At 71.1% G+C, this 23,813-nt stretch carries 25 protein-coding genes and 1 pseudogene; 10 read left to right on the top strand and 16 right to left on the bottom strand.

All coding sequences use genetic code 11. The annotated features are described in order from the left end of the window. Window positions 1-21: 21 nt before the first annotated feature. Window positions 22-1,452 (bottom strand): PIN-like domain-containing protein, encoded by a 1,431-nt coding sequence (locus tag D1J63_RS21280; protein ID WP_125630839.1) that lies wholly within the window; start codon window positions 1,450-1,452, stop codon window positions 22-24. A gap of 738 nt (window positions 1,453-2,190) precedes the next feature. On the opposite strand from D1J63_RS21280, the gene D1J63_RS21275 reads away from it, so the two are divergent. Beyond that, window positions 2,191-2,625: a DUF6650 family protein gene (locus D1J63_RS21275; protein ID WP_315978606.1), complete on the top strand. Its 435-nt coding sequence runs from the start codon at window positions 2,191-2,193 to the stop codon at window positions 2,623-2,625. 50 nt (window positions 2,626-2,675) lie between these two features. Here D1J63_RS21275 and D1J63_RS21270 read toward each other — a convergent pair. The 8 genes and pseudogenes from D1J63_RS21270 to D1J63_RS21235 form a co-directional block, all read right to left on the bottom strand. Further along, window positions 2,676-3,446, bottom strand: a pseudogene (locus D1J63_RS21270) (transposase). A gap of 39 nt (window positions 3,447-3,485) precedes the next feature. Further along, a complete protein-coding gene (locus D1J63_RS21265) occupies window positions 3,486-4,166 on the bottom strand; it encodes a hypothetical protein (RefSeq protein ID WP_125630835.1) in 681 nt (226 codons plus the stop codon). Window positions 4,167-4,305: 139 nt separating this feature from the next. Then, window positions 4,306-4,998, bottom strand: coding sequence for a response regulator transcription factor (locus D1J63_RS21260; protein ID WP_125630833.1), 693 nt, complete (start codon window positions 4,996-4,998; stop codon window positions 4,306-4,308). Beyond that, entirely contained in the window at window positions 4,995-6,149 is a 1,155-nt protein-coding gene (locus tag D1J63_RS21255) for a histidine kinase (RefSeq protein WP_125630831.1), read from the bottom strand. Before D1J63_RS21255 ends, D1J63_RS21260 begins: the two co-directional genes overlap by 4 nt. A gap of 27 nt (window positions 6,150-6,176) precedes the next feature. Continuing rightward, entirely contained in the window at window positions 6,177-6,965 is a 789-nt protein-coding gene (locus D1J63_RS37265) for a hypothetical protein (RefSeq protein WP_125630828.1), read from the bottom strand. 125 nt (window positions 6,966-7,090) lie between these two features. Beyond that, window positions 7,091-7,582 carry a GIY-YIG nuclease family protein gene (locus D1J63_RS37670; RefSeq protein ID WP_347141247.1) on the bottom strand — a complete coding sequence of 164 codons (492 nt, stop codon included), beginning with the start codon at window positions 7,580-7,582 and terminating at the stop codon, window positions 7,091-7,093. A gap of 16 nt (window positions 7,583-7,598) precedes the next feature. Next, window positions 7,599-8,402, bottom strand: coding sequence for an MBL fold metallo-hydrolase (locus D1J63_RS21240; RefSeq protein WP_241235703.1), 804 nt, complete (start codon window positions 8,400-8,402; stop codon window positions 7,599-7,601). Between the two features lie 190 nt (window positions 8,403-8,592). Continuing rightward, the gene (locus D1J63_RS21235) at window positions 8,593-9,156 is read right to left on the bottom strand and encodes a hypothetical protein (RefSeq protein WP_125630824.1); all 564 of its coding nucleotides are present in this window, start codon (window positions 9,154-9,156) and stop codon (window positions 8,593-8,595) included. Between the two features lie 116 nt (window positions 9,157-9,272). Here D1J63_RS21235 and D1J63_RS21230 point away from each other — a divergent pair, with 116 nt between their 5' ends. The 3 genes from D1J63_RS21230 (at window position 9,273) to D1J63_RS21220 (ending at window position 11,534) form a co-directional block, all read left to right on the top strand. After that, window positions 9,273-9,869: a TetR/AcrR family transcriptional regulator gene (locus tag D1J63_RS21230; protein WP_125630822.1), complete on the top strand. Its 597-nt coding sequence runs from the start codon at window positions 9,273-9,275 to the stop codon at window positions 9,867-9,869. A gap of 94 nt (window positions 9,870-9,963) precedes the next feature. Next, window positions 9,964-10,374, top strand: coding sequence for a YciI family protein (locus tag D1J63_RS21225; RefSeq protein ID WP_125630820.1), 411 nt, complete (start codon window positions 9,964-9,966; stop codon window positions 10,372-10,374). A gap of 8 nt (window positions 10,375-10,382) precedes the next feature. Further along, window positions 10,383-11,534, top strand: coding sequence for a DUF6596 domain-containing protein (locus tag D1J63_RS21220; protein WP_125635667.1), 1,152 nt, complete (start codon window positions 10,383-10,385; stop codon window positions 11,532-11,534). On the opposite strand, the gene D1J63_RS21215 is transcribed toward D1J63_RS21220, so the two are convergent. After that, window positions 11,506-13,089: an MFS transporter gene (locus D1J63_RS21215; protein ID WP_125635669.1), complete on the bottom strand. Its 1,584-nt coding sequence runs from the start codon at window positions 13,087-13,089 to the stop codon at window positions 11,506-11,508. The two genes, D1J63_RS21220 and D1J63_RS21215, sit on opposite strands and share 29 nt — an antisense overlap. Before the next feature lie 181 nt (window positions 13,090-13,270). Further along, window positions 13,271-13,933 (bottom strand): TetR family transcriptional regulator, encoded by a 663-nt coding sequence (locus D1J63_RS21210; RefSeq protein ID WP_125630818.1) that lies wholly within the window; start codon window positions 13,931-13,933, stop codon window positions 13,271-13,273. Window positions 13,934-14,003: 70 nt separating this feature from the next. Between D1J63_RS21210 and D1J63_RS21205 the strand changes: the two genes are divergently transcribed. The 3 genes from D1J63_RS21205 (at window position 14,004) to D1J63_RS21195 (ending at window position 16,341) form a co-directional block, all read left to right on the top strand. After that, the gene (locus D1J63_RS21205) at window positions 14,004-14,903 is read left to right on the top strand and encodes a virginiamycin B lyase (protein WP_125630816.1); all 900 of its coding nucleotides are present in this window, start codon (window positions 14,004-14,006) and stop codon (window positions 14,901-14,903) included. Next, window positions 14,900-15,574 carry a CatB-related O-acetyltransferase gene (locus D1J63_RS21200; RefSeq protein ID WP_197923878.1) on the top strand — a complete coding sequence of 225 codons (675 nt, stop codon included), beginning with the start codon at window positions 14,900-14,902 and terminating at the stop codon, window positions 15,572-15,574. Before D1J63_RS21205 ends, D1J63_RS21200 begins: the two co-directional genes overlap by 4 nt. A gap of 71 nt (window positions 15,575-15,645) precedes the next feature. Beyond that, complete coding sequence (locus tag D1J63_RS21195) at window positions 15,646-16,341, top strand: DUF5701 family protein (RefSeq protein WP_125630813.1); 696 nt, start codon at window positions 15,646-15,648, stop codon at window positions 16,339-16,341. Between the two features lie 6 nt (window positions 16,342-16,347). Here D1J63_RS21195 and D1J63_RS21190 read toward each other — a convergent pair whose 3' ends face one another. Together D1J63_RS21190 and D1J63_RS21185 are read right to left on the bottom strand one after the other, a co-directional pair. Beyond that, a complete protein-coding gene (locus D1J63_RS21190) occupies window positions 16,348-17,430 on the bottom strand; it encodes a PP2C family protein-serine/threonine phosphatase (RefSeq protein ID WP_125630811.1) in 1,083 nt (360 codons plus the stop codon). 164 nt (window positions 17,431-17,594) lie between these two features. Next, window positions 17,595-18,812: an MFS transporter gene (locus D1J63_RS21185; RefSeq protein WP_125630809.1), complete on the bottom strand. Its 1,218-nt coding sequence runs from the start codon at window positions 18,810-18,812 to the stop codon at window positions 17,595-17,597. 80 nt (window positions 18,813-18,892) lie between these two features. On the opposite strand from D1J63_RS21185, the gene D1J63_RS21180 reads away from it, so the two are divergent. From D1J63_RS21180 to D1J63_RS21170, 3 genes are all read left to right on the top strand, one after another. Then, window positions 18,893-19,882: a winged helix-turn-helix domain-containing protein gene (locus D1J63_RS21180; protein ID WP_125630807.1), complete on the top strand. Its 990-nt coding sequence runs from the start codon at window positions 18,893-18,895 to the stop codon at window positions 19,880-19,882. A gap of 10 nt (window positions 19,883-19,892) precedes the next feature. Then, window positions 19,893-20,414 (top strand): glutathione peroxidase, encoded by a 522-nt coding sequence (locus D1J63_RS21175; RefSeq protein WP_125630805.1) that lies wholly within the window; start codon window positions 19,893-19,895, stop codon window positions 20,412-20,414. Window positions 20,415-20,499: 85 nt separating this feature from the next. Then, window positions 20,500-21,372, top strand: coding sequence for a MerR family transcriptional regulator (locus tag D1J63_RS21170; RefSeq protein WP_125635663.1), 873 nt, complete (start codon window positions 20,500-20,502; stop codon window positions 21,370-21,372). A gap of 93 nt (window positions 21,373-21,465) precedes the next feature. Here D1J63_RS21170 and D1J63_RS21165 read toward each other — a convergent pair whose 3' ends face one another. The 3 genes from D1J63_RS21165 to D1J63_RS21155 form a co-directional block, all read right to left on the bottom strand. Further along, the gene (locus tag D1J63_RS21165) at window positions 21,466-21,657 is read right to left on the bottom strand and encodes a DUF397 domain-containing protein (RefSeq protein WP_030399277.1); all 192 of its coding nucleotides are present in this window, start codon (window positions 21,655-21,657) and stop codon (window positions 21,466-21,468) included. Between the two features lie 175 nt (window positions 21,658-21,832). Further along, window positions 21,833-22,690, bottom strand: coding sequence for a helix-turn-helix transcriptional regulator (locus tag D1J63_RS21160; protein WP_102929948.1), 858 nt, complete (start codon window positions 22,688-22,690; stop codon window positions 21,833-21,835). A 315-nt stretch (window positions 22,691-23,005) separates the two neighbouring features. Continuing rightward, complete coding sequence (locus D1J63_RS21155; protein WP_102929949.1) at window positions 23,006-23,764, bottom strand: GPP34 family phosphoprotein; 759 nt, start codon at window positions 23,762-23,764, stop codon at window positions 23,006-23,008. Window positions 23,765-23,813 lie beyond the last annotated feature (49 nt).

The raw sequence follows: 23,813 nt of genomic DNA, 5'->3' as shown, positions 1-23,813 counted from the left end.
ACAGCTCAGCTCCAGTTTCTATCATTGGTCCGATTCTTGCGTCATGACTGCAATCATTTGGGAGATTCTCTCCTCGGTTGCGCTGATTCGGTTCTCTACCACCGTTCGCTCTTCGATGGCCTCGAAGAGAGCGGAGTCGACCTCCAAAAGATTCTTCCCACTACCGGCATTCGAGGGTTCTACCATCGTTTTTTCTAGCTCCACGATGCGATAAGTCAAGCGCTCACGATGGCGCCGTAGCCCGTCCAGCTCAGCTTCCATATCGGCAAGGCTGAACCAGTCTCGTGAAAATTTCGGCCTTTCCTGTGGCCTTACGCCTTCCTCTAGGTATCTAGATTTGTTTGCCATCCTACGCCTTGCTGCTTGAATGTCCTTCCAATCTCGGGAGCGTATGGGCAGGTGGACTTTTCCATCAAGCGTGCGTGACTTACCGGCACCTTCGAGCAGGGAACCGAGGGAAATAGATCGGTCTCTTCGGTGGCGAGCCAGGATTCGGGATGATTTGGACAGCGCGCTATTGTACAAGCCATCCCATTTTTGAGCGTCATGCGCCAGGTCCAGAATAAGTGAGTCACATTCCTCTGGCGTGACAGTACGGATCTCAACCTGGTCACGAGGGGCCTCTCTGATGTTCTCCGCCTGAGCTACAGTAGAGGCACTAACAGAGACGCCGAGCTCTTCTTTCGCTATCTGCAGAAAGCGCCCAAGAGGCGTAACCATGAAGTCAGCACCCCCACAACGCTCCTTAAATTCAGCAACAAGCTGAGGGTGTGCCCCGATAATAAAGCCCGCCTCTTTTCTAACCCAGTCCTCCTTGACATCATTGGTGACAAATAGGGCAGGCATCTCTCGGCTCTTGGCCTCACGGAGCAGTTGCTCCCAGACGAAAAAATCTCCATGAGCATTTTCCGACTTTGATGCATCCTTGAATCCGGGTGGAACTTTATTCTCGTACCGACGTTCAGCTTCTTCGATTAGGCGAGCAGCTTCGTCACTCTCGAAAGGGCCCCCGGTTTTCCCGTCCAAGATACTCGCCAATGACTCAAGGATGGGGTCGGCGTTGATAACATTATCAAGGCTGAGGTCGAATGAATCCTTTCGCCTTTTGATACTGGCTAGCGTTGCGGTGAATGCGGCATCGATGGGGGAGATGATCTCCCTCTTTTCAGCCTCAGATAGTGAGCAGCGTTTGGCAAACGTATGCAGCTCCTGCATTGCCTTTGCTTGCGCTTCTTCAAGGGATTTAGGGACTGAAGTGTAGAGCGCCAAATGCTCCTTCACTGCGTCTACGCGCCTGTTGAAGCATTCGGTCGCTACGTGATGTGAGACCCATAGCCTGTCTCCTAGTCTCCCTAGAGCGTCAAGAAGTTCATGGCGTGCGTCAGGAGTGAAGCGGTAAAGCTGCAGAAGAACATTGGTGTCTAGTGATACTAGATAGCTTCTGACGCCCATCTTGTAGTCCGGGGTCGGGCGTCGCCAAAGGCCGTCGAATGCAGAAAGGAAAGATGAAGTCATATCGCGTCCCCCCACGTTAGTAACAACTAACGATAGCGGCAGTGAGGTCTGTGATCACAGTGGTCTTGCACATCTTCGCTCTGCTAGCGGGCGCTCCCCGAGCGAACCTCTGCCCGGACACCGCGCCCGCGCCGCCCGCCCCAGTGTTGCTGACCTGCTGTCGTCACGGTCCGGCCCTTGCGGGCTGCTCTAGTTGAGGGCAGACCGAAAGCGTGGTTGAGGCCGGTGGGGTGCAACGAGGCACACGCGTGCGTGCTCGGTCGACGCACCTTCCATCATGGCTGGCTTTCGTCGGCTGAGGTTCGTGCCACTGCCGTGCCAGATGCAGGGGTCAGTCACGGTCGACAGAGTTATCTCGCGGTCGAGTTCTCGGCAGCCCGACCAAGTATCGAAGCGCCAGCTCAGCGGCACGATCCCCGCTCTCTCCTAAGGCGGGTGTCGCAGGTTCGAATCCTGCCGGGGGCACACAGGACAAAGGGCCAGCTCAGGACGGTTTCCTCCCCGGCTGGCACTTTGTCGTGTCGGGGGCCTCGTGGGCGCCGCATCCCTGCACCACTACCGCACCGCATCGATCGCCGCAGCAGCTAGCGTCGGCGGCCGTGGCTGGGGATCGGCGTTGCGTCGCGCCGGTGCTTCGGGGCTGATAGGGATGGACCGTCGACGGGAGGGGGACGGATGGGGATCCGGCCAACGGCATTCAGCGCCTTCGGATTTGGTGTGAACTGGGAGTTCACGAAGTCGGACAGGGTCATCGCGCAGGAGGTCATGGACTTCCTCGCTGACAAGCGCGTGCTGACGATCGGGTACGCGCGCCCGCAGACCGAGGCCACCGCCTGCCTCGCGTCCGCCGCCGAGTGCCGTACTCAACTGTCCGAGTACCTGACCCAGCTGAAGAAGCCGGGAAGCGACCTGCGCATCTGGCTGCGTGCCATGCGGCAGGCCTTCACGGACTTCATCGAGGCGGGCGGAGCCAACGGGGGACGTTTCGGCCCCGGATCCGACAGGAGGTTCAACGAGGCCCTGGCTCAACTGCGGGACCGCGTGCAGCAGCAGGCCGATGAGGTCTCGGTGCGTTACAAGCTCAGCGGCCTCAACCTTCCGGAGCACTAAGGGCTGTCCCGTAAACGATCTACGGCGCGTAGATCGCGTATCGGCGTGCCTCATCCGACGAGGGTGAGGTTGTGGAGTCGGGCGATGCCGAGCATGGCGCGATGAACACCCTCGCCCTTGAGGCGGCAGTCGCGGAGGATCTTCCACGTCTTCATGCGCGCGAAGGCGTGCTCGACGCGGGCGCGGACCTTGCGGTGGGAAGCGTTGTGCTCCTCTTTCCAGGCAGGCAGTTTGACCTGACCGCGTTCACGGCGGTGCGGGATGACCAGGCCGGTACCGCGGTAGCCGCCGTCAGCGATCACCGTTGTCCTGCCGACAGCGGCCTTCGCGCCGGACAGCTCCCATGCCTTGCAGTCGTTGCGGTTGCCGGGCAGAGGTCGGCCGACGGCGACGACAAGCCGGGTGTCGGCGTCGATGACGACCTGGTGATTGGTGGAGTACCGGTAGTTCTTCGAACGCTCGGCGATGCTGTGATCGTGGGTGGGAACCAAGGTGCCGTCTACAATCAGCACGGCATCCTTGCGGAACCGCTGACGCTGGCGCAGCGCGAGGGCGGGCCCGAGGTGGTCGACGATGCGGGCGGCAGACGACTTCGAGATCCCGAACAGCGGAGCGAGCTGTCGCAGTGTCAGGTTGGTTCTCCAGTAAGCAATGACGAGCAGGACGCGGTTCTCCAGCGGCAGACCCCACGGCCGTCCCTTGCGTGCACAGGCCGCTTCTTTCACCCGCAAAGCGGTGATGAGCGTGCCGAACTACTGCGGACTCAGCCCGGTGAACGGGCCTATCCAGCGGGGCTCCGATGCCGTGATCACACCAGTCATGGCGAGATCATCTCCCGAGTATGGAGGAGTCGTGTGGAGCTACGGGATCTCGGGGTACTGGGGGCGCTTCCGCTTGAGCTTGGCCAGGTCACTGAGATCGATGCCGGTGGCCTTGGCGTACTGCCTGGACCAGTCGGCGACGGCCTGCCGGAAGAGGTAGTCGGGGTAAGGGGCCACCGGTTCCTCGCCGCGGTTCCGCAGCTTGGTGACAGCCGCCCGCTCCAGTTCCTGATCACCGCACTGACGAGCCAGAAGGATGGCCTGTGCAAGCCGGGCCGGTCCGCTGTTGGCCGATGTGAACGACCAGACCCCCTCCCGGTGGACGTGGGTGTCCGCCAGAAGCAGCAGCCCTAGGTCATGGGAGTCGCGAACGAAGTGCAGGGAGGCTGGACCGTAGCGAGTGACGCCGGCGGCGATCTCGGGGGCGAGCGGGGCGCTGCCTGCCGGCCAGGGATAGCAGGCGGCGGGAGGGATGCTGGACGGACTTGCGTCGCCGGTTGGCGTGGGGTGGTCAATCCGGATGCCCACCCCACCGAAGTCGTCCATCCGATCACGAAGACCGGTGTAGTCCGTGTAGACCATCCAGCTGAAGGCTGACCGGTCGTAGCGGTCCTTCCAGATCGAAAGCATGGTGCACAGGCTTCCCCGGACGAACGTCAGCTTGCCGCCATCGACGCTGACAGGAGCCGTTCCGAGCAACTCGACAAACTGATCGGCCATCCTTCTTACCGTCCAGGGGCGCGTCACGACGGCATGGTAGGCGCTGCCCCCAGGAGCCAGATCGCCAGGGCTCCTGTCAGACCGCCCATCATCCGTAGATCATTTACGGGACAGCCCTTAGAGACAGTCGCCGCGCACCTCACACGCCACGTCGGCGGTCGCCCACCAGCCCGGTCTCGTAGGCGACGATGACGAGCTGGGCGCGGTCGCGCGCACGCAGCTTGGTGAGCAGGCGTCCGACATGGGTCTTGACCGTGGCCAGGCTCAGGTGGAGGTGCTCCGCGATTTCCGTGTTGGACAGGCCCCGCGCGATCAGGCCGAGCACCTCAAGCTCCCGGTCGGTGATCCCGTCCAGGGAGCGGCTGGGCGGCCGCGCAGGCTCCGGACGGCGGGCGAACTCCGCGATCAGGCGACGGGTGACCGAGGGGGCGAGCAGCGCCTCGCCGGAGGCGACGACGCCGATGGCGGTGAGGACCTCGGGCGGCGGGGTGTCCTTGAGCAGGAAGCCCGCGGCGCCGGCGCGCAGGGCGGCGTAGACGTACTCGTCCAGGTCGAAGGTGGTGAGGATGAGGACACGGACGCCGGGCAGGGCCGGGTCCGTGCAGATCTGCCGGGTCGCCTCGATGCCGTCGAGGTCCGGCATGCGGATGTCCATCAGCACGACGTCCGGCCTCTCGCGGCGGGCGAGTTCGACGGCTTCCGCTCCGTTCGCGGCCTCGCCGACGGCCGTCATACCGGGAGTGTGATCGACGAGAACCCGGAAGCTGCCGCGCACCATCGCCTGGTCGTCCGCGATCAGTACCCGGACGGGAGTCGCGTCGGTCGTGGTCATCGGTTCCCCTCGGTCGGCAGGCGGACGGACACCGCGAAGCCACCCTCCGGCCGGGGGCCCGCCTCGAAGCTGCCGCCGTACATCATCGCGCGCTCCCGCATCCCCAACAGGCCGTGTCCGCCCGGGAGTACGGGGACCGCCTGTCGGTGTGCGGGCGGTGGTCCCTCGTCCACGACGTCGATGCGGACCTCTGGAGCGTCGACCTCGACCGTCACCCGGCAGCGGGTCGGGGCCGCGTGCCGGACCACGTTGGTGACGGCCTCCTGGACGATGCGGTAGATGGTCACCTGTGTCCCCTCGGCCAGGCCGTCCCCGGCGTGCACCGACAGATCGACGTCCACTCCCGCCCGGTGTGCCTCCTCGGCGAGCAGGCCGAGTCGGTCGAGACCCGGTACGGGTCCCAGGGGCGCGCCCTCGGTGCGCAGCACACCGAGCGTGCGCCGCATCTCGGCCAGCGCGGAACGGCTCGTCTCCTCGATGACCTTGAGGGCGGCCCGTGCCTCCCGCGGGTCGGCCTCCGCCACGTGCCCGGCGACGCCCGCCTTGACGGCGATCAGGCTGAGGTTGTGCGAGACGATGTCGTGCAGCTCGCGGGCGATCCGCAGACGTTCCTCGTCCAGTGCGCGCTCCGCCCGGCGCCGCTGCTCCCCGGCGGCCTCGGCCCGGCGGCCGCGCACGGTGAACCCCATGCTCCAGGCCCCGCCGATCACCAGGAGCACGAGCCCGGCCACCCCTGCGGCGCCCCGCCAGTCCTCGGCGGGAGTGACCACCGCTTCCCCGACGTAGACGGCACCGCACGCCACCGGCAGCGTCACCGCGAGCGCGGGCACGGACCGGCGGGCGGGCTCGGCCAGCCCGACGAGATAGGCCGCGAGCCCGGCGGCGGTGTACGGCTCACGGGGGATGTCGAGGAGCGAGGCCACGGCCAGGGCGGTCAGTACGGCCGTCAGGACCGCGAGCGGCCATCGGCGGCGTACGGCGACCGGCAGACCGACCAGGGCCGCGATCAGGCAGCCCAGCCAGAAGGGTCCTGTGTAGACGGGCTGGCCGTCGTCGGCGGTCAGCCGGGCGAAGCCGATGTACACGGCGGTCAGGGCCAGAGCCGCGCCGAGGTCGAGGGCGTGGAGATGGCGCTGCCGCCTGGGCTTCATGGTTCGACGGTACTGGGACGTGTGCACTCAACCGGCCTGTCCCAGCAGCACCATCAGCCCGAGCGTCACCAGGGTCAGCGGTATCCAGCGCAGCACCGCCGCACGGCTGGGGCGGGGCGCTTCACACAGCAGGGCCAGGCCCAGCGGCACCAGGGCGGCGCACAGTCCGGCCAGGGCCACCAGTGACAGCGGGGTGGTCCCCTTGAGCACGCCGAGGGGCAGCGCCGCGGTGAGACCGAGTGCGGCGGCGCGGGCCGGACCGAGCACCCGGGTGCGCCAGGCGCCGAGGGCAAGGACGATCCACCCGGCGAGGATGGCGAGGTTCAGCGTGGCGAAGACGTGGAAGGCGCCGTAGCCGGCGGAGACCGCTTCGGTGGCGGGCCCGGCCCCCTGGGAACGCACCAGCTGAAAGGCCAGATGGTCCACCCCCGCGTGGAAGGCGCGGGCGAACAGCCCGAACATCACCAGGACCCCGCCCCACAGGCCCCAGCCGGCACTCCGCACCCCGATCCGTGCGGCCAGCACCGCCACGGCGGGCCAGAGCAGCAGGCCGCCCGCCGCGAAGAGGCCGTACGCGGTGGCCATCAGGGTGGGGTGCCGTTCGTACGCGGCGAGTTGGTCGGGGAAGAAGAAGGGGAAGCGGACCCGCAGCAGCGCGCCGGTCAGCATCAGGAGTGGGCCGAGCGTCATCGCGGTGCCGCCCACCCAACGTCCGGGGAAGCCGGTGGCCTCCAACCGGTCCACAGGCAGCGCGACTCGCAGTCGGGCGCCGATCGTCGTGACCGGGGCGGCCGTGGGCGTCGTCGGGTTCGTCATGCGGACGACGATGCCTTCGCCGTCCCCCGCGGGGCGTCGGACCAGGAGCTGAACCGCGGGGTCAGACCTGGGTATGACCCGGCGGGTCACCGAACAGGCGCCCCCTCCAGCCCGCCGCATAAAGGTCACTGCAGTTCTGCGCTCCCGTAGTACCGAGCCCTTGCCTGCCGCACCGCGTCGAGTGCGGCGCCCTCTCTCGCGCCGTCGACGTTGAGCGGGGGCGCCAGCCGGGAGATCAGTTCGCCTTCCGTCGCGCGCGGGTCGGGGTGCTCGGCCCACGTGAGCGCGAGGTGCTCGTGCATCCATTCGGTGAGACGTTCCTCGTCCTCCGGGACAAGGATCACCCGGTCCGTCCTCACCGTCCGATAGCCCTCGGTGGACATGAGAAGTCCCGCCAGTGTGCGGCGCAGGGTAGAACTCCCGGAACGTCGCAGGTGGTTCGACGTGATGCGGCTCCGCAGACGCGTCGCCTTGCCGAGGTACAGCAGCCGACGCCCGGGGTCCGCGGAGTTCGCCGGCCCCGTGAACGACGGGAGAACGCTCGGCGAAGCCCACCAGGCGTAGAGCCCCGAGGTTCTTGGCCTCCCACGTCGCCCCCGGCTCCGCCCCCGTTTCATCCCCTCGACGGCTCCCTCAGGCCCCCGCCCCCGCGCCCACCGTCACGTGCTCGCCCGGGGCGCACCGCAGTAGGCGGGCGGCGTGGCCCCGGTGGTCGGCCTCCGTGAGGAAGTCGTCGAGCGGGGAGCGGAAGACCGTGTAGTCGTCGTAGTGGACGGGCATGGCCCGGCGCGGGCGCAGGAGGTCGAGCAGGTCGGCGCCCTGTTCGGCGTCCATGGTGACCACGAGACCGCCGGGCAGGGTCGTGCCGCCGAGGTGCAGGACGGCCAGGTGGATGTCCGGGTGGCGTACGGCGATCTCGCGCAGGCCCTCGTACATCAGGGTGTCGCCGGAGAGGTAGACGACGAGCCGGGTCTCGCCCGTGCCGTCGCCGAACTCCAGCAGGCTGCCCATCACCGGCGGCAGCAGGAAGCGGGCGGGGCCGGGCGCGTGGCGGCCGGGGAGCGAGGTGACGCGGACCGTGGAGTCGCCGTGGCGCAGGGTGTGGGTCTCCCAGGTGCGCAGACCGGTGGCCCGGCGGAAGCCGTACAGGCCCTGCAGGACGCGGGAGCCGTGCGGGGTGGTGACGAAGGGCAGTCCCCGGTCGAGGCCGCGGCGGGCTACCCGGTCGAAGTGGTCGCCGTGGAGGTGGGAGAGGACGACGGCGTCCAGGTCCTCGTGCGGCAGTTCCGTCACGTCGAGGGCGGGCTCGGTGACCCGGCGCGAGACCAGTCCGTAGCCGAGGTGGGCCCGTTGGCCGCGGTGGAGGAAGTTGGGATCCGTCAGGAGCGTCAGGTCCCCGTAGCGGATCAGCAGGGTGGCATTGCCGATGAACCGGATGTCCGCGGCGCCCTCGGGCGGCTTCGCCGGGTCCGGTGCGTTCGGCGACCGCGCGGGGTTCGGCGGGTTCGGCGGGTTCGGTGAGTGGTGCGGCACGGTGGGCTCCCTCCGTCGCTCGCGGCTCCCCCGTGGACGTTCCGGGTGCTCGGAGAACGCGGGGCCACACCCCCGGGGCGCCGGACGGCTCCGGTCAGGCCCGATCGCGCGTCCCCCGGCCCAGGCGCACCGCCGAGACCAGGAAGAAGACGCCGCCGAGGAAGGCGTACCCGGCGAGGCCCCCCAGCGACGGATCGTCGGCGCCCGCCTGCGTGGCGAACGAGACGCCGGCGAGCGTCGAGACGGCACCGCTGACGATCATCGGCCACTGGCCGCCCAGCCGGCGGCGGACGGCGCCCGCGACGAGCTGCACGATGCCCGCGGTGACGGCCCACGCGCCCCAGACGCGCAGGACGGCCGGGATGCCCGAGGTCGCGGCGAGGGCGAGGGCGAGGACCGTGAGGGAGCTGATCGCGATGTTCGCGTACAGGGGCGCGGTGGGGCCGTCGTTCGCCTTCGCCGACCGCACGTCGACGATCGCGGCCGCGACGTCGAACAGCGGGTAGACCAGCAGGAGCGTGGTGCTGAGCGGGCCCAGTGTGTCGGCGGTGGCGAAGAGCAGGGCGGCCCATGCGGCGGCGAACGCGAAGCGGACGAAGTAGAGCTTGCGGAGGGTGGCGGGGACGCCGGTGGGCGGGGCGGCGACGGCGGTGTCCATGGGAGTGGCCTTCCGTGAGGGAGAACGTTCGGTCTCGTTGCCGTGCAGTCAAGAGCCTCCCCGCCTCCGCTGTCAAGACCGAACGTTCTACCTCGCCACCTTGATACGGTGGGTCCATGAGCCCGAGCACAGAAGCCCGCACCCCCTCCGAAGCGCGAGACCGGCTGCTCGGCACCGCCACGAGGATCTTCTACGCGGAGGGCATCCACTCCGTCGGCATCGACCGGATCACCGCGGAGGCGCAGGTCACCCGGGCCACGCTGTACCGGCACTTCTCGGGCAAGGAAGACCTCATCCTGGCCTACCTCGACCAGGCCGACCGGGGGATTCGCGGGCAGGTGGCCGCGGCCAGGGGCAGTGCCGACTCGGCCGCCGGGCGGGTCCGGGCCGTCGCGCGGTCCATCGTCGACGGGATCCGGTCCCCCGGCTTTCGCGGCTGTGCCTTTCTCAACGCCGTGGCCGAGTACCCGGACCCCGCCCACCCGGTGCACCGGGCCGTACTGGCGCACCGGCAGTGGTTCCTGGACACCGTCACGGAGCTGCTGGCGCAGGTCGGCGGCGGTGACGGCGAGGCCGCCGGGCGGCACTTCGTCATGCTCCGGGACGGTGCGATGGCGGCGGGGTGCCTCTTCGATCCGGAGCTGGTCTCCGACACCTTCCTGCACGGCGTGGAAGGGGTCCTGAGGGACGCGTCGGAAAAATCTTCCGCCTGACGTCCTGCGCCGTGTCGAGATCCCGCGTCCGGCTCCGTCCCAGGGGTGAAGGCGGCCACAATGGGCCGCACCAGCACCGAGGAGACGACGGATCATGGCCAAGTACCTGCTGCTCAAGCACTACCGAGGCGCCCCGGCACCGGTCAACAACGTGCCCATGGACCAGTGGACGCCGGAAGAGATCTCCGCGCACATGCAGTACATGAACGACTTCGCCGCCCGGCTCGAGAAGACCGGCGAGTTCGTCGACGGGCAGGCGCTCGCCCCCGAGGGCGCCTGGGTGCGCTACGACGGCGAGGGGAAGCCGCCGGTCACCGACGGGCCGTTCGCCGAGACCAAGGACCTCATCGCCGGCTGGATGGTGATCGACGTCGACACCTACGAGCGCGCCGTCGAGCTGGCCGGGGAGCTGTCGGCGGCCCCGGGGGCGGGCGGGAGGCCGATCCACGAGTGGCTGGAGCTGCGTCCGTTCATGGGCGAGCACCACCCGACCGTCACGGAGTGACCTCACCGATGGACGAGGCCCTGATCCGGAGCCTCACGCCGAGCGTGCTGACCGTCCTCGTCCGCCGCGGTGCCGACTTCGCGGCGGCCGAGGACGCGGTCCAGGAGGCGCTGGTCGAGGCGGTGCGCGGGTGGGCGGACGACCCGCCGCGGGACCCGAAGGGCTGGCTCGTCACCGTGGCCTGGCGGCGGTTCCTGGACGCGGCCCGCGCCGACACCGCCCGCCGTCGGCGCGAGGACCGCGTGGAGGAGGAGCCGGCGCCCGGGCCCGCCCCGGACGTGGACGACACGCTCCAGCTGTACTTCCTGTGCGCGCACCCCTCGCTGACCCCGTCCTCGGCGGTCGCGCTCACCCTGCGCGCCGTCGGCGGGCTGACCACCCGGCAGATCGCCCGGGCGTACCTGGTGCCCGAGGCCACGATGGCGCAGCGGATCAGCCGGGCCAAGCGCACCGTGTCCGGTGTCCGTTTCGACCGGCCCGGCGATGTCGCCACCGTGCTGCGCGTGCTCTACCTGGTCTTCAACGAGGGGTACTCCGGCGACGTCGACCTGGCCGCCGAGGCCATCCGGCTCACCCGGCAGCTCGCGGCCTCCGTCGACCACCCCGAGGTGGCGGGGCTGCTGGCGCTGATGCTGCTCCACCACGCGCGGCGCGCGGCGCGGACCGCGCCCGACGGCAGCCTGGTGCCGCTCGCCGAGCAGGACCGCGGCCGGTGGGACACCGCGTCGATCGCCGAAGGGGTGGCGATGTTGCAGGCGGCGCTCGCCCGGGACCGGCTGGGCGAGTTCCAGGCGCAGGCCGCGATCGCCGCCCTGCACGCCGACGCGCCCACCGCCGGGGAGACCGACTGGGTGCAGATCGTGGAGTGGTACGACGAGCTGGCCCGCCTGACCGGCAGTCCCGTCGTACGGCTCAACCGCGCGGTGGCCGTCGGGGAGGCCGACGGGCCGCGCGCGGGTCTGGCCGCGCTCGCCGGGCTGGACGAGGCGCTGCCCCGGTACACGGCGGTGGCGGCCTACCTGCACGAGCGAGACGGCGACCTGGACCGGGCGGCGCGCTTGTACGCCGAGGCGGCCCGCAAGGCGTCCGACCTCGCCGAGCGCGACCATCTGACCCGCCGGGCGGCGCGCCTCAACTCCCGGCGTCGTGCGGGCCGGTGACCGGCCGGGCGGGGTCGGGGGCCGGTGGGGGCGCACCGGCCGCCCGGTCCGGGCGCGCGTTCCGGTCCTGGGCCCGGCCGCCCGGGTGGCGCAGCGCGCAGAAGTAGCCGATGGCGAGGGCGACGGCCATGCCGTAGAAGACCCACTGGTTGGCCTCGGCGAAGTCGAGGCGGATGGCGGGCATCGCGTCCCGCATGGCGGTCTGGGCCGGGCCGTCGCCCGTCGGGGTGCGGGTGTCCGCGTTGCCGGTGATCGCCTCGGTGACGTCCCGGGCCATGGAGTGCCGCGCGTCGGGTGGTACGCCGCGGGTGCTCAGGGTCTCCTCGACCCGGTCGGTCATGGAGTGCGTCAGGAGGGTACCGAAGACGGCCAGGCCGACGCTGGCGGCGTAGTTGCGGACGGTCTGGGTGATGCCGGTGACCTCGCCGTAGGAGGAGTCGATCGAGCGGTTGACGGCGTCCGTCGACGCGGGGGCGAGGACGAAGCCGATGCCCGCGCCGGCGAGGGCGGCGTAGGGCCACTGGTCGTGCATGGACAGGTCGGTGAGTTTGCCGGCCCACAGCGCGAAGCCGACGGCGCCCAGGGCGCAGCCGATCCGCATCGCCCGGCGGGCGCCCCGCTTGTCGAGGATGCGGCCGCCCCACTGGGAGGCGATGGCGAACCCGGCGAAGAAGTACAGCAGGTAGAGGGCGGCCTGGTTGGGTGAGGCGCTGAGCGAGACCTGGGCGTAGACGGAGGCGAAGAAGAACAGCGGGACGAACGCCAGCATGGCGAAGAAGAGCACCAGCGCGTCCACGGTGAAGGCGCGGTCGCGGAAGACCGCGAGGTTGACCAGGGGGTGGCGGGTGCGCAGTTCGTAGCGGCAGAAGGCGTAGAGGATTGCCAGGCCGCCCGCGATGCAGACCCAGGTCGCCGCGTTGTCCCAGCCCCAGGCCGCCGACTGCTGGAAGCCGAGCACGCTCAGTCCCATCCCGGCGACGATCAGCAGGGCGCCCTTCACGTCCAGCGACTCCTCGCGCCGGCGGTCGGGGATGCCGGCCAGCGCGGTCAGGATCAGTGCCGCGACCGCCACGGGGACGTTGACCCAGAAGATCGCCCGCCAGGTCCAGGCGGTGAGCCAGCCGCCGAGGAGCGGGCCCACGGCGGTCAGGGCGCCGGTGAGACCGAAGAAGAGGGCGAGCGCCCGGCCCCGGCGCCCGACCGGGAACACCGCGACGACCACGGCGAGCGCGGCCGGGAAGAGCAGCGCGGCGCCCAGGCCCTGGACGGCGCGGAAGACGATGAGCCAGGTCAGCGCGTAGTCGCCGGAGGGGACGCAGCCGCACAGGACCGAGGAGGCGACGAAGACGAGGGTGCCGAGCACGACCACGCGGCGCGGGCCCCACAGGTCCGCCAGGCGTCCGCCGAGGGCGAAGAAGGCGGCCAGGGACAGCAGGTAGGCGTTGATCACCCACTGCATGCCCGAGGCCGACAGGCCGAGTTCGGAGACGATGTCGGGGGCGGCGATCGAGACGATCGTCTGGTCGATGAACGTCATCGCCACCGCGAACATCATGGCGGCGAGGGCCAGCGACTGGGAGGGTGCGCGGCGACCGGCTCGGGGCGTGTCCGGGTCGCGCTCCGTTTGCGTTCCGCTCACCCGGTCAGTCTGCGCCCACGCCGGTGACCGCGCATGCGGACGCCGGACGGCAGCGTCGTCCCGGCGGCGGGGCGGCCCGTACGACACCCCCCCCGGGCTACGCCCGGGCGCGGTGCCCGTACTCCGCGAGGGCCGGGGTCAGCAGGTCGAAGGCGCGGGGTGCCTCCCGGGCCAGCACCTCGGCGATCCGCGGGTTGGGGTGCCCCGCCAGGGTCAGTTCCTGGATGCGGGTGAACAGGACGCGGTGGACCCCGCCGAGCAGCGCCGCGGCCGTACGGGGGGTGATGTCGTCGGGCGGGGTGCCGGTCGTGTCGGCCAGGGCCGCGGTCAGTGCCTCCTCGCGCCGGTCGTGGAGGCCGCGCAGGCACGAGGTGAGGGTGGGGCTGTCGGCGATCATGCGGGTGAAGGCCTCGCCGGCGAAGCCCGCGACCGGGTCCTGGGCCGCCACGGCGGCCAGGAAGGCGTGGCGCAGGGCGGTCAGGGGCGTCTCGTCGGCTCCGCGTGCCGTCACGGTGACGGCCAGGGCGGCGACGAACTCGTCCTGGTGGTCCAGGGCGAGGTCCTCCTTGCGCGGAAAGTAGTTCGTCACCGTCTTCTTGGCGACCCGGGCGGCGTCGGCGATCTCGGCGATCGTCGTGTGCTCGAAGCCGCGCTCGATGAACAGCCTGGTGGCGTGGTCGGAGATCAGCTGCCGCGTCTCGCGCTTCTTGGCCTCGCGCAGGCCGAGCGCCGGGGCCGCCGGGGTGTCGTTCAGGTCCATGGCGAGAATCTTACCTCGGTAGTATTTTTATGTTGATTAGAAGTCTAGTCTCTGGGTAAGGTTACTCTCGATGAACGAATTCAACGAGAGGTACGACGCCGACTCCGTACGGGAGTTCACCGTGAGCGACGCGGACGCCGGTCCCTACGCGCTCGCCGAAGGACCGGACGGCGCCCTGTGGTTCACCCTCGTCCACCGGGGCGCCGTCGCCCGCAGGGACCCGGACGACGGACGGGTCACCGTCCACCCGGTCGGCGACGGGCCGACCGTGATCACGGCGGGGCCCGACGGCGCGCTCTGGTTCACCGAGTACCGGGCGCACCGCATCGGCCGAATCACCCCCGAGGGCGACTACGCGTCCTTCGCGCCCCGCACGCCCGAGGGCGGGCCCTTCGGGATCACGGCGGGACCCGACGGCGCGCTGTGGTTCACGCTCTCCGCGGCCGACCGGATCGGACGCGTCACCGTGGACGGCGAGGTCACCGAGTATCCGGCGCCCGGCGCCTTCCCGTCCGCCCTGACGACCGGACCGGACGGCGCCCTGTGGTGCACGCTCAATCAGGGCAACGCCGTCGGACGCCTGACCACCGACGGCCACGGCACCGCGTATCCGCTGCCCACCGAAGGCGCCGGGCCGGTGGGCATCGCCGCCGGTCCCGACGGCGCCCTGTGGTTCACCGAGACCGGGGCCGGGCGGATCGGCCGGATCACCGTGGCCGGCGACATCACCGAGTACCCGCTGCCCGACCCGGCGACCCGGCCGCACGCGGTGACGGCGGGGCCGGACGGCGCGCTGTGGTTCACCGAGTGGGGCAGCGGCCGGGTCGGCCGGATCACCGTCGACGGCCGCGTCACCTCGTACCCGCTCTCCCGCACCGACTGCGAACCGCACGGCATCACCGCACACGACGGCGCCCTGTGGTGCGCCCTGGAAACCGGCTCCCTGGCCAGAATCGAGGTCCGGCCTTGACCGACCCCACGCCCGACGGCGGCGCGCCCATTCCCGACCCCGGCGTGCTGCACCCCCTCGCGCAGCACCCGCGCGTCGTCCTCCTCAAGCCCCTCGTCACCGACGAGCGCATCCAGGTGGGCGACTTCACCTACTACGACGATCCCGACGACGCCACCGCCTTCGAGACCCGCAACGTGCTCTACGCCTACGGTCCCGAGCGGCTGGTCATCGGCAAGTACTGCGCGATCGCGACCGGCACCCGATTCCTGATGGCCGGGGCCGAGCACCCCACCATGGGCGTGTCGACGTTCCCGTTCACCATGTTCGGCGGCGCCTGGGGCGAGGCCACGCTCGACCTGGTCACCGGCATGCCCAGCCGCGGCGACACCGTCGTCGGCAACGACGTGTGGTTCGGCTACGGCGCCACCGTCATGCCCGGCGTGCGCATCGGGGACGGCGCGATCATCGCCGCCGGATCGCTCGTCACCGCCGACGTACCGCCGTACACCGTGGTCGGCGGCAGCCCGGCCCGGCCGATCCGGGCCCGGTACGACGCCGAGGACGTCGCGCGGCTGCAACGGGCCGCGTGGTGGGACTGGCCGGTCGAGCTGGTCACCCGCCATGTGCGGACGATCATGTCGGGCACCCCGGCCGAGATCGAGGCCGTCGCGAGGAAGGAACTCCCCTGACCGGTACCGCCCCGTTCCCCGGCCGCACCGCGAGCCGGTCCACCGCAGGCCTCCCGGAAGGAAGCACCCGCTTGACCGACTCGACGCACTCCCCCGCCCTCGACGCCGCCGGCGAGTTCGACCGGCAGGTCCGCACCCTCGTCGCGCTCGGCTACCCGGCGCTGTCCGGCCGCTCCCCCGAGCAGTTCACCGAGCTGGTGGCGCCGCTGCGCGCCGAGGCCGTGGCCCGCGCCGGCTCCGCGGCGCCCGCGGAGGCTTCCGCGGCATACGACCCGGCGGTCACCGGCCGGGTGCCCTTCGTCCTGGTCGTCGGGCGCGAACTGGCCCCGATCGAGGCCACCATGCCGCTGACCGCGCTGCCGGGCGGCCGGCTGCCCGGGTTCGTCGACCGCAGCTTCGAACCGGGCTCCCTGGAACGGTTCGTCGCCACCGAGGAGACCCGGCCGCCCGGCCCGGACGGTGTGCACCTGCTGTTCGACGTCGAGCGCGGGGAGGAGTTCTGCGGGGTCGTGCCGGGCGACGCGATGGCCACCGTCGCCGGGCGGGGCCGCACCCTGCTCACCATCGAGGAGGGGATCGCCCTGCTGACCCACGTCCCGGAGATCCTGGTGAAGAACAAGTGCTTCTCGACCGGCGGTTCACGGTGCGGGGACCGCCGGGTCCCGGCGCTCTGGATCAGCAAGCGGGCCCCGAAGCTCGGCTGGTGCTGGGAGGGCAACCCGCACACCTGGCTCGGCATGGCGTCCGCCGGTGCGCGCCACGCCTGAGCGCCGTCACGCCGGGGCGCCGGCGTCCCCGCCCTGGTAGCGCAGCAGCAGCATCGCCGCGTCGTCGTGGTGGGGCCCCGCCGCGTGCCGTACGAGGTCCTCGCGCAGGGCGTCCAGGGCACGGTGGGCGTCGGGGTCCTTGAGGAGGTGGGCGCGTTCGGCGAGCGGGTAGAAGCCGCCCCGCTCGTCGCGGGCCTCCGTGACGCCGTCGGTGTAGAGGAGCAGCTGGTCGCCGGGGAGGAAGGGCACCGGGAAGGGCTCGGGACCGGGGCCGCCGTGCGCGGCCAGGCCCAGCGGGAGGGCGTACGCGGGCGGCTCCGGGAAGTCGGCGGTGCCGTCGCCGTGGACGAGCAGCGGCGCGGGGTGGCCGTAGTTGAGCAGCACGGCGCGGTGGTCGTCGCCGATCTCGGCGAGGATGGCGGTGACGAACTTCTCGTCCTCCAGCTCGCGGGCGACGCTGCGCTCTAGCCGCTCCCCCAGTTTGACCAGGTCCTTCTCGTCGTACGCCGCCTCCCGGAAGGCGCCGAGGACCCGGGCCGCGGTCTCCACGGCCGCCAGGCCCTTGCCCTGCACGTCGCCGACGACGACCCGGACGCCGTGCGGCGAGGCCACCACCTCGTACAGGTCGCCGCCGATCCGGGCCTCGGCGACCGCCGAGGTGTACGAGACGGCGGCGTGCAGCGGGCCCGCGGTCAGCGGGACCGGGCGCAGCAGGACCCGCTGGGCCACCTCCGCGATCGAGCGCACGCTGGCCAGCTCGGCCTCGCGGCGCGAGCGCATCACGGCCGCCGCGATGCCGACGCCGGTCACGCCGGCCACCGAGACCATCGCGGTGTAGCCGCGGGGCCGGTCGAAGAGACCGTTGTACATGCCGAGGCCGACGCAGAGCAGCAGGGCGGCCAGTCCGATCACCGCGGTGCGCCGCCAGCCGCCGACCAGTCCGGCGAAGGCCGGGCCCAGCGACACCAGCGGCAGCAGCCCGACGCCCGGTCCGGCCGTGACGTCCACGACCGCGACCACCGCCATGGCCGCGACGGGCATCCAGGACAGCACCACCGCGGAACCGGACGGCGTCTTCTCAACGGTCATGACTACTCCGGTGTCGCAGCGCTCAAGAGCCGCCCTCTCCCTGTCCTCAGGCGCCCTCCCCAAGCTTCTCAGCCTAGGCAAAGGTCTGGACGCGCAGGAGTTCCCGGGCGGTCCTTAACCCAATCGAGGCCGAGTCGCACCCGCCGGGCCGGGCTCGTCAAAGGTCACAGGGACCGCACCGCCGCCCGCGCCGGCAGCAGCCCGCCGTCGGGCGCGTCCCGTCGGCTCGCCACCGTCAGCGTGAGGGTCACCGTGAGGGAGGCGAGCGCCATCACGGTCATGGCCGTCGCCGGTGAGGTGAACTGGGCCACCGTGCCCGCCAGGATCGCGGCGACGCCCTGCATGGTGAGCATCCCGGCGGAGTGCAGTCCGAGGGCGTGCCCGGAGAGTTCGTCGGGGGTCGCGGCGATCAGGCGCTCCTGCTGCACCAGGGTCGCGCCGAAGCCCACGGAGGCCACCGCGACCAGGACGGCCGTCAGCGGCAGCGGCGGGCGCAGGAAGAGGACGAGGTACGGGGCGGCCAGCAGCACCAGGAGGGGGACGCCGAGGCGCGGACGCAGCCGGGCCGGGAGCAGCCGGCCGACCGTGAGGTCCCCGGCCAGCATGCCCAGCGCGGCGCAGGCGAACAGCGTGCCCGCGGCGCGGGGGTCGTAGGAGACGTACAGGGACTCGCAGCCGACGACGAGGCCGTTGGGGATCCACAGGGCGAGGTACAGGGGGCGGCGCGGGCGGGCGGACCACAGGCGGGAGTTGGCACGCCAGGTGGCCCTTACGGAGGGGCGGCCGGCGGTGCGCGCCGGGCGGCGGGTCAGCCGGAGGGCGACGCCGGCGGCGATGGCGTAGAGGCCGGCGCCGAGCAGCAGGCACAGCCGCGGCGACAGGACGGTCACGAGGACGCCGCCGGCCCCGTAACCGGCGATCTGCAGGACGCCGTTCATCATGTTGAAGAGCGAACGCCCGGTCAGGTAGCCGTCCTTGGACAGGATCTCGGTCAGCAGTCCCCAGCGGACCCCGCCGCCGACGGAGGCGATCAGGCCCTTGACCAGGACGAGCGCGAGCATGCCCCACACCGGCAGGCCGGGCAGGGCGAGCGCCGCGGTGGCGACGGCGAAGGCCAGGGAGAGACCCGCGAGCGTGGCACGCGGGGGCAGCCGGTCGGCGGCGGAGAGGAAGAACGTGGCGCCGACGACCTGGGCGAGCGCCGGGCCGAACATGCTGACCGCGGAGAGCAGCGGCGAGTTCGTCGCGCGGAAGACCAGGGTGCCGAGGGCCAGGCCGCTCACCGTCTGGGCGGCGAGGCCCGCGGCGGAGGAGAGGAAAAGAGGGCTGAACTCCGGGGTGCGGAAGAGGTCCGCGTAGCTTCTGCGGCTCGTGTCTGGCATGCGGGGAGTGTGGGGCGGTCGCGGGACCGGCCGTTAATGTTTCGCGCGGACGCGAAAGGTGGCGGGAGAGAGGCCGGGGCATGGGCTGGTGGGAGGTCAACGCCGACACGCTCGCGCGCAGCCGTTTCGTCGTCTCACCGCTCGACGAGGTCCTCGCCTGCCTGAAGGTGCTGCACGCCGGAGTGGCCGGGCATCCCGGCGAACGGGCGTGGCTCGACACCCACCGGCCCGCCCACCTGCGCCGGATGGCGGCCGACCCGGTGGCCGCGCTGCTCGTCGACGCGGGTCTCGGCCGGGGCTGGAACGCCGACTTCCTCACCCCCACCCCGGTCGAGGGCCTCGGTTTCGAGGAGGGGGTGGCGCGGATCCGGGCGACCCGCCCCGACGAGGCCCGCGCCGACCTCACCGTCTGTCTCGGCGGCCCGCTCCCGGCCGTGCTGGACCGCGACGACCTGCCCGAGCGGGCCGCCGCGCTCCTGACGGAGGTCTGGACGCAGGCGGTGCGGCCGGACTGGGACCGGCGCCGCCGGGTGCTGGAGGCGGACGTCGTCGCGCGGACCGCGCGGGTGAGCCGGGGCGGCTGGGCGGCCGTACTGGACGACCTGCGGCCCGGCACCCGCTGGCTGGGCGACAGCCGACTCCAGATCAACCTGAACCCGTATCCGCCGCGCGAACTGTCCGGGGCCGAGCTGATCCTCGCGCCGATCACCCCGCAGCGGCACGGCTGGGTGGCGTGGGAGGAGCCCGAGCGGTACGCCGTGATCTACCCGTGCGCGGGCACCCTCGCGGACGACGGCGCCCGGCACGTGCCCGCCGCCCTCGGCGCGCTGCTCGGGCCGGCCCGCGCGGCCGTGCTCACGCTGCTCGGCACCCCCATGAGCACCAGCCAGCTGGTCGGCGTGACCGGCCAGGCCCTCGGCTCGGTCGGCCGGCACCTGCGGGTGCTGCTCGACGCGGGGCTGGTGGAACGGCGGCGCGCCGGCCGCTCGGTGCTGTACTCGCGGACACCGGCCGGGGAGGTGCTCGTCGAGGCGGGAGCGGGCGCGCCGGGTGCCGGGGTGCCGGACTAGCATCCGGTCCATGACGACCTCACCGAACACGCGAAGCGACGACAGCCTCCCCCTCGACGTCGAGATCGGCGCCCTCCAGGGCGGGACCGCCGACCTCTCCCAGTACGCGGGCCGGGTCGTGCTGGTGGTCAACGTGGCCTCCAAGTGCGGGCTCACCCCGCAGTACGCCGGCCTGGAGCGGCTGCACGAGCGGTACGCGGAGCAGGGGTTCACCGTGCTGGGCGTGCCCTGCAACCAGTTCATGGGCCAGGAACCGGGCAGCGCCGACGAGATCGCCGAGTTCTGCTCGGCGACGTACGGCGTCACCTTCCCGATGACCGAGAAGGTCGAGGTCAACGGGGAGGGCCGGCACCCGCTGTACGACCGGCTGACCGGCTTCCCGGACGACGAGGGGCACAGCGGGGACATCCGCTGGAACTTCGAGAAGTTCCTGATCGGCCGGGACGGCAAGGTCGCCGCCCGCTTCGCCCCGCAGACCGAGCCGGAGGCGGCCGAGGTCGTGGCGGCCGTCGAGGCGCGCCTGGCCGGTTGACCTTGCCCCTGGGTCAAGCCGAAGGGTCTGCGTCACCGGGCGGAGGAGCCGCCCGGTGACGGAGGACGACGGCGTGGACGACAGCATGGGTGACCGGGTGGGGGACGTGCGCGAGGACGCGTTGCTGACCATCGGCGCGTTCGCCGCGCGGGCCCGGCTGTCGGCCAAGGCACTGCGGCTGTACGACCGGCTGGGCCTGCTGGCGCCCGCCCACGTGGACGAGGCCACCGGCTATCGGTACTACCGCGCCGGGCAGGTCGAACGCGCCCGGCTGGTGGCCCTGTTGCGCCGGCTGGACATGCCGCTCGCGCGGATCGCCGAGGTGGTCCACGCGGACGGCGACCGGTCCGCCGGTCTGCTCGACGCCTACTGGGCGGAGGTGGAAGCCCGGGTGGCCGGGCAGCGCACGCTCGTCGAGTACCTCCGTGGACGTCTGACGGGAAGGGATTCCGACGTGTACGGAAAGTTCGTGGTCGAGACGGTGGACGTGCCCGACCAGGTGGTGATCACCGAGACCCGGCACACGCTGGCGGACGAGCTGCCGCAGTGGATCGGCGCGTCGCTGGGGCGGCTGGAGGAGGCGGCCCGGGGCTGCGGGGGTGTGACGGCGGCACCGTTCGTCGTCTACCACGCGGACGTGTCGGCGGAGAGCGACGGCCCGGCCGAGTCCTGCGTGCCGGTCGCCGACGAGGCGGCGGCGCGGGCGTGGAGCGAGGAGCGGGGACGCGCCCGGCAGACGCGGGTACGGGTGGAGCCGGCCGGGCGGCTGGCCTACACCCGGATCACCAAGGCCCAGGTGGCCTATCCGCAGATCCTGGCCGCCTTCGGGGCGGTGGAGGAGTGGATCGCCGCGCAGGGCCTGACGGTGACGGGGCCGTGCCGCGAGGTGTACTTCGCCGACTGGGATGCGGCGGGCCCACAGGACCCGGTGTGCGACGTGGCGTTCCCGGTGAGGTGAGGTGACGTGAGCTGACGGGCGCCCTCTCGGCAAGGTCGGCGAACTGGTCGAGAGGGCTCCGTCGGCGGTACGGGCGTACGACGCGTGGCGGTGTTACTCCTTGACCGAGGTCACGAAGGCGTTCCACGCGTCGGCGGGGAAGGCGAGGACCGGGCCGTCGGTCACCTTGGAGTCGCGGACGGCGAGCGCCGCCACGAGCGGGGACCGGACCTCGACGCACGCGCCGTTGCCCCCGGAGTAGGAGGACTTGGTCCACGATTCCTGGGCGCCCTGAAGAATTGCCATGTCTGCTCCGATGGCGAGTCGCGAGTGTGGTTTACGCCAATGACGTGTGATCTTTGGCGTGATCGACGCTACTCGCTGGCCTCCCCGGTCGGAGCAGCCATTCACCCGGTCGGATGGCATATTCCAGGTGAGTCTTCCAGTACATCGTGGGAGCCGTGTACTATGCCGCCGCCGTTCAGCGCGCGTACTCCTTCGCCACGTCCTCGATGCGCTGCCGCGACTGCTCCACGTTCAGGGCCTGCGCCCGCAGGTGCTCGTACATCACCGTGTACTTCTGCACGTCCGGCGCCTTCTCCAGATACAGGTCGCTGGTCACGCCCTCGATGTACACCACACTGGAGTCGGCCGTGTCGGCGAACTCCAGGATGGAGTACTGGCCGTTGATGCCGGGGTGCGCCCCGACGTCGAAGGGCAGCACCTGCACGGTGATGTGCGGCAGCTGCGACATCTCGGCGACGTGCTCCAGCTGCTCCCGCATCACCTGCCTGCTGCCCACCACCCGGCGCAGGCTGGCCTCGTCGAGGACCACCCACAGGCGCAGCGGGTTGTGCTCGGCGGAGATGCGCTCCTGGCGCCGTATGCGGACCTGCACCCGTTTCTCCACGTCGGCGACGGACGTCTCGGGCAACGCGCCCTGGATGAGCGCCTCGGCGTAGGGCCGGGTCTGCAACAGGCCGGTGATGATCTGGGGTTCGTAGGTGCGCAGCGACTCCGCGTCGGTCTCCAGGCCGATGTAGACGCTGTACGGGATGTCCCCGAAGGCGTGCCACCAGCCCTGCTGGCGCGAGTCCTTGGCCATCTGCATCAGCGAGTCGACGATCCGCTGGTCCTCGACCTCGTAGACCCCGCACAGGTCGCGGACGTCGCGCTGGCTGATGCTGCGCCGCCCGTTCTCCAGCCGGCTGATCTTCGACTGGGAGACCAGCAGCCGCTCGGCGACCTCCTCGGCCGTCATGCCCTTCTGCTCACGGAGCCGGCGCAGCTCCTGGCCCAGCCGACGCCGCCTTACGGTGGGATTGACACTCGACGCCACGGGACGTGCACCTCCGGCTGGGTGACTCGTACTTGCCACTTTGTGTATCTGCTGTTGAGCAGACTGCCACCAAGGTGCTTACTACCGCTGGGAAACGGTCGATATGCGCCGCGTACACGCCAGTTCGGCACACCACCCCCGGGTGCGGCCGCGCGGGGCGGCGGAACCTTTCCTCTGTCCGGGCGGGCCGGACGTACGGTCGGTTCCGCCGCCCCGCGCGGACCTGCGGCTCCCGTGACCGGGCTTGGGGACTGGCGGTGCGGCGTTGTGTGCGGCTGTGGTGCGGTGGTGCGGTGTGCTCGCGGACGGCAGGGGCTAGTGCGCCGCCGCTCGCGCCATGGATCCGTGGCGCGGTTGCGCCGGAACACCGCGGGCGGGTTCCGGGGCGGGCCTCGCCCCCGGTCCCGGGGCCTGGCGGCCGGCCGGGGCCGGACTGCGGCGTGGCTGTGCCGCAGCGCCGTTCTGGACGTCCATCACCGCGTGCGCCACCAGGCCGCCCATGGGGTCGTGCCTGATGAGGTCCCGCAGCCGGGACCGCGACGAGCGTCCTTCGTTGCCCGGGTAGAGGTGCTTGCCGAGTCCGACCGCGTGGGCCAGCGCGGCGAGCGCCGCGGTCCGCGGGTCCGGCGGTACGCCGGTGCGGATCGCCGAGTCGAGCCGGGCCTTGATCTCCCTGCTGATCGCCGTGTCCGTCGCCTGGTAGCGAGTCGTCGGCAGCACCCCGCACATCTGGCCCTCCACGGCATGCACCATGCCGCAGCGCTCCAGATGCGAGAGATAGGTCTGGCGCAGCCCCAGGCGGGGCCCGCCAATCCAGTTGACCGCCCGTACCGGAGCGCCACGCCTTCGCAGCAACTCCAACGCGCAGTCCAGTGTTGGATCTCCTGTCGGCCGTGGGGCCACCACGGCGATACGATCCCCGTCTGGGGCTATCCGTCCGGCCAGCGCCAGCTCCACCAGCTGTGCTCCGGCCAGACCGAGGTCGAGCGACTGCGGCTGTGCGGTGGTACCCGTGGTCGGGTCCAACGCCAGCAGCAGAAGCTCCTCCGGAAGTGTTCTGCGGCTCCTGCCCATCCATGCCTCCCCGCGTGGATGACAGACAGGGTGACCCCTCTCACATTGG

The sequence above is a fragment of the Streptomyces sp. KPB2 genome (assembly GCF_003950055.1).
GTDB classification, from domain to species: domain Bacteria; phylum Actinomycetota; class Actinomycetes; order Streptomycetales; family Streptomycetaceae; genus Streptomyces; species Streptomyces salinarius.
This window is presented reverse-complemented; position numbering and strand designations above follow the sequence as displayed.

What these genes read in the sequence shown, in the direction of transcription:
- D1J63_RS21225 (WP_125630820.1), top strand. Translation starts at nt 9,964, where the DNA reads ATGGCCAAGTACCTGCTGCTCAAGCACTACCGAGGCGCCCCGGCACCG.
- D1J63_RS21255 (WP_125630831.1), bottom strand. Translation starts at nt 6,149, where the DNA reads ATGAAGCCCAGGCGGCAGCGCCATCTCCACGCCCTCGACCTCGGCGCG.
- D1J63_RS21190 (WP_125630811.1), bottom strand. Translation starts at nt 17,430, where the DNA reads ATGACCGTTGAGAAGACGCCGTCCGGTTCCGCGGTGGTGCTGTCCTGG.
- D1J63_RS21175 (WP_125630805.1), top strand. Translation starts at nt 19,893, where the DNA reads ATGACGACCTCACCGAACACGCGAAGCGACGACAGCCTCCCCCTCGAC.
- D1J63_RS21165 (WP_030399277.1), bottom strand. Translation starts at nt 21,657, where the DNA reads ATGGCAATTCTTCAGGGCGCCCAGGAATCGTGGACCAAGTCCTCCTAC.
- D1J63_RS21210 (WP_125630818.1), bottom strand. Translation starts at nt 13,933, where the DNA reads ATGGACCTGAACGACACCCCGGCGGCCCCGGCGCTCGGCCTGCGCGAG.
- D1J63_RS37670 (WP_347141247.1), bottom strand. Translation starts at nt 7,582, where the DNA reads ATGAAACGGGGGCGGAGCCGGGGGCGACGTGGGAGGCCAAGAACCTCG.
- D1J63_RS21185 (WP_125630809.1), bottom strand. Translation starts at nt 18,812, where the DNA reads ATGCCAGACACGAGCCGCAGAAGCTACGCGGACCTCTTCCGCACCCCG.
- D1J63_RS21275 (WP_315978606.1), top strand. Translation starts at nt 2,191, where the DNA reads ATGGGGATCCGGCCAACGGCATTCAGCGCCTTCGGATTTGGTGTGAAC.
- D1J63_RS21205 (WP_125630816.1), top strand. Translation starts at nt 14,004, where the DNA reads ATGAACGAATTCAACGAGAGGTACGACGCCGACTCCGTACGGGAGTTC.
- D1J63_RS21215 (WP_125635669.1), bottom strand. Translation starts at nt 13,089, where the DNA reads ATGATGTTCGCGGTGGCGATGACGTTCATCGACCAGACGATCGTCTCG.
- D1J63_RS21230 (WP_125630822.1), top strand. Translation starts at nt 9,273, where the DNA reads ATGAGCCCGAGCACAGAAGCCCGCACCCCCTCCGAAGCGCGAGACCGG.
- D1J63_RS21220 (WP_125635667.1), top strand. Translation starts at nt 10,383, where the DNA reads ATGGACGAGGCCCTGATCCGGAGCCTCACGCCGAGCGTGCTGACCGTC.
- D1J63_RS21180 (WP_125630807.1), top strand. Translation starts at nt 18,893, where the DNA reads ATGGGCTGGTGGGAGGTCAACGCCGACACGCTCGCGCGCAGCCGTTTC.
- D1J63_RS21155 (WP_102929949.1), bottom strand. Translation starts at nt 23,764, where the DNA reads ATGGGCAGGAGCCGCAGAACACTTCCGGAGGAGCTTCTGCTGCTGGCG.
- D1J63_RS37265 (WP_125630828.1), bottom strand. Translation starts at nt 6,965, where the DNA reads ATGACGAACCCGACGACGCCCACGGCCGCCCCGGTCACGACGATCGGC.
- D1J63_RS21265 (WP_125630835.1), bottom strand. Translation starts at nt 4,166, where the DNA reads ATGGCCGATCAGTTTGTCGAGTTGCTCGGAACGGCTCCTGTCAGCGTC.
- D1J63_RS21280 (WP_125630839.1), bottom strand. Translation starts at nt 1,452, where the DNA reads ATGGGCGTCAGAAGCTATCTAGTATCACTAGACACCAATGTTCTTCTG.
- D1J63_RS21235 (WP_125630824.1), bottom strand. Translation starts at nt 9,156, where the DNA reads ATGGACACCGCCGTCGCCGCCCCGCCCACCGGCGTCCCCGCCACCCTC.
- D1J63_RS21260 (WP_125630833.1), bottom strand. Translation starts at nt 4,998, where the DNA reads ATGACCACGACCGACGCGACTCCCGTCCGGGTACTGATCGCGGACGAC.
- D1J63_RS21170 (WP_125635663.1), top strand. Translation starts at nt 20,500, where the DNA reads ATGGGTGACCGGGTGGGGGACGTGCGCGAGGACGCGTTGCTGACCATC.